The sequence below is a fragment of the Flavobacterium sp. genome (assembly GCF_049318185.1).
GTDB lineage: Bacteria > Bacteroidota > Bacteroidia > Flavobacteriales > Flavobacteriaceae > Flavobacterium.
The window spans coordinates 1-7,561 of sequence record NZ_JBMOGV010000106.1 but is presented as its reverse complement, the minus strand read 5'-3'; the positions used below and the strand labels follow the sequence as shown (position 1 = coordinate 7,561).

At 31.7% G+C, this 7,561-nt stretch carries 5 protein-coding genes; all 5 read right to left on the bottom strand.

From position 1 onward, the window contains the following. Positions 1 to 358 precede the first annotated feature (358 nt). Complete coding sequence (locus tag ACOYLT_RS09295; RefSeq protein WP_422853582.1) at positions 359 to 784, bottom strand: hypothetical protein; 426 nt, start codon at positions 782 to 784, stop codon at positions 359 to 361. Between the two features lie 26 nt (positions 785 to 810). Next, entirely contained in the window at positions 811 to 993 is a 183-nt protein-coding gene (locus ACOYLT_RS09290; protein WP_422853581.1) for a hypothetical protein, read from the bottom strand. A 143-nt stretch (positions 994 to 1,136) separates the two neighbouring features. Beyond that, positions 1,137 to 2,120, bottom strand: coding sequence for a hypothetical protein (locus ACOYLT_RS09285; protein ID WP_422853580.1), 984 nt, complete (start codon positions 2,118 to 2,120; stop codon positions 1,137 to 1,139). Between the two features lie 10 nt (positions 2,121 to 2,130). Next, the gene (drmB, locus tag ACOYLT_RS09280; RefSeq protein WP_422853579.1) at positions 2,131 to 4,227 is read right to left on the bottom strand and encodes a DrmB family protein; all 2,097 of its coding nucleotides are present in this window, start codon (positions 4,225 to 4,227) and stop codon (positions 2,131 to 2,133) included. Between the two features lie 4 nt (positions 4,228 to 4,231). Continuing rightward, a partial coding sequence (locus ACOYLT_RS09275) for a helicase-related protein (protein WP_422853578.1) occupies positions 4,232 to 7,561 on the bottom strand: 3,330 nt, incomplete at its 5' end.

Below are 7,561 nucleotides of genomic sequence, written 5' to 3'. Positions count from 1 at the left end.
GAATAGTGGGTCAACATGAACAGGAATGGTGGGTCAACATGGACAGGAATCTACAGCTAAATTTTAATAAAAAAGTATTTTATTTTTCTAATAGTCGCGAAGCTAGCTATTAAGTATCGACTTCCGATGAAGTTCCGCAGCAACAACCTTTGATAGAGTGCCACTTTATCGACCCCAAAGTCAAATTGGTAATATCTCCCTTTCACGGAACTTGTAAAGTGCTTCTTTACTCCTTGCCGCATATACGCTAACCAAGCTATAAACTATTTTCAAAGTATAGTTATTTTTGGTGTGGCTATATCCCAGCGCTACCCACCAGCAAGCCTATGGCGTTTCTAAATTTTAGTGCTAAGTTATCTTAGTAATCTATTTTAAATTTTTCAATGTTGAATTCCAGGTTGTAATCATCATCAAGATGCTCAGTATTTTGTACCGCTAACTTCAATATGTTATAAAACTTGCGCTCAGGATTTATTCCCAATGTGAATAATTCATTTTTTATCAATTTGTTTACATGAAATACTGGTTCAGCCTCGTATGGGTCAATAAGTAAATGTATTGGAAATTGTTCCTTTCTTTCCTCGATAAATCGTACTTCTGAAACATCGAAAACAACATATTTCAACTCAGCAGTTAATTGAATGTTTGAAATGAAATTAGTCCATTTCCTTCCTTTGTCATTTTTCGATGTTAGGTAAATACTTTGAATGAGTAAATGGCTATCTTCAGCATTCAGCGTGAATTCCATTACAGGATTTTTTTGATTTAGGTTTATCTGGTTCAATAGTTTTTAGTTTTATTTTACTACAATTAACGTTTTCGGGCTTGGCGAAGGTGGCGATTTTCACCACAAATGTTGATGCGGAGAACCAAACTTTGATTAACCACAAATGTGTCTGCGGAGCACTGAACCGCCACTTTTGCCAAACCCGTGTTACCACCAGTGCTTTCTTGTCTGCCGTGGTTTGTATGTTCTGTTTTGCATACTCTCATTTGTCTTTTGTCGTGCGGTGGGGCATTTTTTAAAATTTCATTTTGTCTTGGGTTTGCTTTGCAAGCTCTTTTAAAAGCTTTGGTTTAGCGTTCGCTTGTGCGGCTTTTAAATGTGCTTGCAAAATTATTAGGAAATTTATAAATCAATAAATGATTTTATCAAAACAATAAAACTTAGATAGAAGCAATTTGCCATATTCTTTAAAATCTTTTTCTTGATAAAGTTTGCAAAAAGCATCAATGTCTGCATTATTTGGATACATTAATTTGGTAAGCTTGTTTTCTATTAATTCTCTATGCTTATTTTTTATATCATCAGATGAATTATTCATTAAGCTTTCAATCAGCTGTGTATAGCTTTCGTTTTCATCGGTATTATCGTAATCAAACAGCTTATTCAAATTGCAACTCAACTTTTCCTTTTCGGTTATATATTGCTGTGATTCACCCGCTCGATTTTCTTTATCAAAAAAAGGCATATGGATTAATTTCTGATTTATAGGTTGAAATATTTTACATATTTTCAATTCAAAATCAGCAAAATTGTCGTAAGTTAAATATTTTTTTGGCCATAAGGCTTCTGCTACTAGCCTATGGATTAAAGTTGCTTTGAAATTATTAAACGGGCTTTTATATAGCCTAATATAATTCCACATTTTAACATATCCAATATAAGGAAAGATTATTTTTTCTAATTTATTGTCAATTATTAGTTTAATAAAACCCTCTGTTATTTTTCTATCAAAGCTTAGCTTTTTTACTTCATTGTTTTCTCTCCAATCAGCAGGACTAATATTGAATTCTTCTGTATTAATCAAAATTAATATGAATTCTATTATGCAAGAATCATCAAATTTAGTTTTACTATTTATAAAGTTGTAAAACTGCAATCCAAAATCACTTTCTTCAAAAGACCAATTACCTTCAAAATACTTATCTGCTTTTAACTTATCAATTATTTCAATACTATATTCTTCAAAGAAAAGCTGAAGCAATATAGAATTATTCTGGGTACTGTTTTTCTTATCTTTGTAATCAATTACCAAATTAACAACAAGCTGATGTTCTTCAACAGTATACTTCCGTTGATTAACATCTTTGCTGAAATCCAAACCTATTTGATTCATTTTTGTCTATTTATATTACATCTTTAAAAAATCCATTATTTTCATCAACAAGAATTCGTCTATCTAAATATATATTTCGATGCTCACAAGAAGTTTCACTCACAAGACTACATGAAAAACAGGATGCGAAATTTAATTCAAATAATCCTTGTCCTTCAGATTCCCAACATAGTGGATCACTGTTGCAGATAGTTGCTCTTCTTAATGCGCTCTGAATTAAACTCAATAAGTTCTTTGGTCTAGTTTGGGCAATTAACCCTCCCATACTTCCCTCTGCCCCTTCTGCCGTATATATCATACATCCATACATTTTATATTTTGCGTTATTTGAAACATAAATTCTTTCAGATAAAGAAGCTGTTGGGTAACCGCATTTAAACTCTAATTCTCTCATAATAAGATGAGCAAAAGTATGAACAATATATAACTGCCAATTGTTCTCCAATCCATATTTAATAGCCCCCTCTGAAAAAGCACCACTATTTTTAGATAGATTTTTTAATTTCTTATTTAATAAAACAATAGCGCCAGAATTAGCAAATTCATTCATTAGCTCTTCTTTAAAAGAAAAAAAGATTCCTTCTCCGTAATTTTCAACAACTGGATAAGCTTCTACACTATTTTTTTGTTTACTACTGAAAATATTCTTTGAACTAATATTATCTGCATCAGAATCCACAGGCACAACTCTAGAAAAATCAAGTTGTGCTGAAGTTATTTTCATATTATCTATTCTAAGTATTCGAGAAAAATACTTTTCTACATTAGAACCTTTAATATTTATAGTAACGTCTTTTACCTTTAAGTGCTCATTGACTTTATCAATATTTATTTCTTCCTCTCCCTTTAAAGCAAGCGCTCTATATTCTTCAAACCGATAAAGTACATCTTTTTCTGAATCATGAATTATTTCAAGCGGAGGATTGTTTTGAATTTCTGCTTTTAAAGAAGTCATCATACTATTTATTTTCATCGCTTCTTCAAAGTTTTTATCATCCATAGCTAATTCCAATTCTTTCTCAAGCACATTCAATTTCAATGTTTTTTCATCCAAGAAAAGTTCGTCCGGCATATAAATACTTGAAAGCATTCTAGAATAATAAAGATTATTTCCGGTAGTTAATGCTACCTTCATTGCTTTACTTGATAAACATGTTTCAAAAGGGGGCATTTGATTTCTTGAGCCTGGATTTCCGGAATGATACTTTAGTTCCCCATTGTTAGAAGTAATTGCTTCCCATGGCTTATGTCCGGGACATTTTATTTTCACACTCATTAACCCTTTTAATGAAGTCTGTCTTCCACAGTTTTCACATTTCAACCACTTTCCGTCAAAACCAGAAGCGTTTGCAGTACTAGAAGTAATCTTTATTTTTGAAATACTTGTATCCTCGGTGCCACAACAAGGTTGAGAATTAAATAACTCAATGGGTTGTTCAGAATTAATTTCCATCGGAGAATCTGTTCTCCATCGTAAAAACTTAGACCATGGAAAATCGCTTATATGACCGTGGTCGCAAATCAGAACAATATTATCTTGTGCTAGATTATAAGTTCCTTTATCAGTATTGTATTTGGGTGGAAAAAATCTATTCCCATATTGGTCATCATTTTTTTTATTTGACACCCAATCTTTGAACCACTCTTTATAGAATTTATAATGTTTGCTTTTATCAAAAAATACCTTTGGCATAAATGAACTATTAATTGCTAATTCATTACCATTATTTTTTATTTTATTGGAAAAATCCTGAACAGTTATATCCGGTATTAATACCAAATATTTCAATTCTGTTAATCCTTTTCTATTAATCAAGGACTTGAGTAGTCTTGTATCATTAGAAAGTCCAACGCTCCCATTTCTTTCCAACCTAGCTTGTTCAATTACATATCCCTTAATTTCCTTCTCTTTTTTACCAGTATCGACAGCTTCTTTTTGAATTTCAAGTATTTTTTTCAAGAAACCCCATTCCTCAATACATGAAACAATTATACTTCCAAAGGCAGTATGTACGATTGAACCAGGCCCACCATATGCGGATAGAAGCTTAAATTTGCTAATGGCTTCATTTGCTTGAGTATTATCAAAATATTGTTTAGTAGCCATAACTTTATTGTTGAACTGTTTTAATTACTACTGATGGATCTATTTCTCTTAAAGAATAACCAACTTTCCAATGAGCCGGATAATTGTTGTCACTCGAAGTAATAAACAAAGAGTTTAACTTGGTGTCTTTTCTATACAATAATTCGGGCACTGGCTCACTTCCTTGTAATCTTTTTAACCAATTATCTAAAAGTGTTTCAACCTTATTATTGAGGTCAAGTAATTCTTCGTTTGAAATAATTCCATCAACATTCGATTTCACGTTGCTAGTTCGATTTTGTAAATATGTATTTAGTTTATTTGCATTCGTTTCAATTTCAACAATTTCAGCAGTAATTAATTTTTTGATTTGCTGAATTTTATTGTAATCTATATTTGATGCATCCGTATTGTTCATTAATTCAAGAGTACTATTATGCCTTATCATTACAGATAAAAACATCGCTAAATACCTTTCCATTGCTTTACTTGCAAATGGTGTCACAGAAATGGGCTCCACATAACTGTAAAATTTCTCGTGAAATTCTTTGAATTTTTGATAATGGGAGATATCTCTGGATCTGAATGGATGATGGACAGTAAAAACAATTCCTTCTTTACTTCTCGCAACCCTACTTGATGCCTGAATATATTCAGCAATATTTCTAGGCATTGAACTTATTATCATAGTATTGAACCTAGAGACATCAATACCAACCGAAATCATGTTTGTTGAAATCACAAACTCAGGAGGATTATTTGAATTCAATTTAAATTTGGTTCCGTCCTTTGAAATTAAGCTCCACTTTTGTTCAATGTTAGACAAGTTAGATTTTACATCTTCACCTGTCAACCTACCTGTAAGTTCAGAGTAGTCAATTAAACTTTCATTCCTTATTAGTTTATCTAGAAAACTCCAAAGAACAGTATTCTTTGTTATAAAATTTACATCTCCCGGCAAATAATGACTTAACTGAGATTGCGTCTTCCCTACATCTTTTAAACTATTGAAATAGGATAAAACTGTATGGTAGTAATCAAAGGCTTCCTGATGTTCCTTTAATAACTCAGGTTTCTCGAAAATCTCGTCATTTGTATAAGTTGCCTTTAAATATTTCAACCTGTGCGCAAGGGAAATTGAAGCAACCCTTAATTGCATCCAAACTTGTGTCTTTCCAACGGGTAAAATACCAATATATTTTCTGTTTGCTAAATATTCATTAATATTTTTTTCATTTCTTTCGTAATATGCAAAAAATGAATCGTCAGATAAAATCCCTTGTTTCGGAAATATTTCAGATCGCCTATTAAATAATGCAAATATTTGTTTGTCAGTATTTCTTGTTGTTGCTGTAGAAGTAACTATTTTGGGTTTAATATTATTTTCTGTGCATAAATAATCGATACTCTTTTCAAACAGACCTACCGCTGATCCTAATGGGCCTAATAATAAATGTAATTCATCTTGGATTATTAGTTCAGGAGGCAAAGTATCATAGTTATAGCCTTTGCCAAATAATCTCCTAGAGTCTTTATTTCTTTCCGTTGTATTTGTAGAAACATTATTGGCAAGGGCAGCAAACTTATCTACCGTACCAAAAAGCAATGTGGGTGGGAATTTATAGATATCCTCATCAAATAATCTAAATGGTAAACTAAATTCATTACTTGGTCTATTTCTCCCCATACCTTTATAAGTGCAGGATGAATTATTGCAACAGATGTTTAATTGATCATCAATTTTGTACTTATTTCTATCTGATTTATGGGTGTGTGATACATTGCTTAAATCTTTGTCAATGAATAAATCACTACCACACCATGGACATTCAGTAAAAGGCAAATTAGTGCTAACCTTTTTTTCATTTTCAACACATTGAGCTATTTTCTCAAGTTCCTTTTCCATACTTGTATCATTCGAGTTACCGGTACCTTTCCATTGATTAGGTAACGAGCCGGAACCAACAAATAATCCAATAGTAATTCTTGAGTCACCAAGTATACAAGAATGGGGCAGGGTAAACTTATCTTTACGAATCGCTTCCAATGCACAAATTAACATCGTAGCTCTTTGGAATTGTTGTAATGTCAATAATCTTAATGTATAGCGCATTAGCACAGTTGTACCATTTGCCCTTGCTCCTTTTGTAAATCTCCTATATCCTATTGTAAATGCTATAATCCCTAAGTATGCTTCTGTTTTACCACCACCCGTTGGAAACCAAACCAAATCTGCAATTTCATTTCTTTCCGGCCATCCCTTAGAAAAAATATTCTCTACCGTTTTATCATTAAGATCAGGTCGTACAAAAGCATCGATATTTAGTAAAATAAATGCAATTTGAAACGAACGCCATTTATAATCTTTTTGAGTCCCATCAGTATTTTTACCTAAATCGACATTTTTATAAAACTCTTCTGTATTTGAATCAAGGTTAAATGGTTTGTTTATACTATGATGTAATTGCATAAACATTGCCGTATTCATCAATCGAAAAGCAGCCATTGCTTTAGAATCCTTGCTTAGCAATGTAATATTTCTAACTAATCTAGTCTGGTCTTTATTACATGCTAATAGTTGCTTGTTTAATAATTCCCGCTCTTCACTCTTTAGTAAATTATCCTTTTGAAGATCTATTTTTTTCTCCTCAATCCAAATTTTATATTCATTTACAAAATCTTTTAATCCACCTAAAACAACATCATCTTTAACATCAGATAAAGTTGACAGATATCGCATTGACAAAACAGAGTCATTGTTAAGCCTAGGAATAATAGTATTATTTACAATTTTGCTAGGCTTAAAGTCCACTTTAGGTGTTTCTTGCTCTGGCAGGAATTCAGTAGAAATAAATTTTAATTTATTTTTTTCGCCCCAATTAACGGAGGTATTGTAACCTTCGCCAAAATCATGATAGTTTCTATAGAGTAATTTATTAAAGTTATCCTCCTCATCAAAGTCCAATAATTGTGGTGGATTATATTGTTTTAGAGTATTCTCCTTCGCCTCATTAATTCTTAACTCAACTCCGAAAAATGCTTTTAAGTTTGCTTCATCCTTTTTATTCAATTGAGGCGGTTCATTTTCCTTAAGAATAATACTTGCTTTATTAATTAATATAATTTTTACAAATATCTCTTCATTCTTGTGAAAATACTGAACCAAATATTTTAAATCAGCTATTTCCTTTATTTCTGTACTAATAGTCAGCTCCTTTGATCTAAATATCCTTTCTAACCCCTCATGTTTTGGTAGTGATAAAGAAATATTTTCAAAAGACGTGGATTCCCAAATAGGTGAAGCATTTCTTGGTTTATAAACAGACTTCAAATCCGTTACATAATTTTTTAGTTG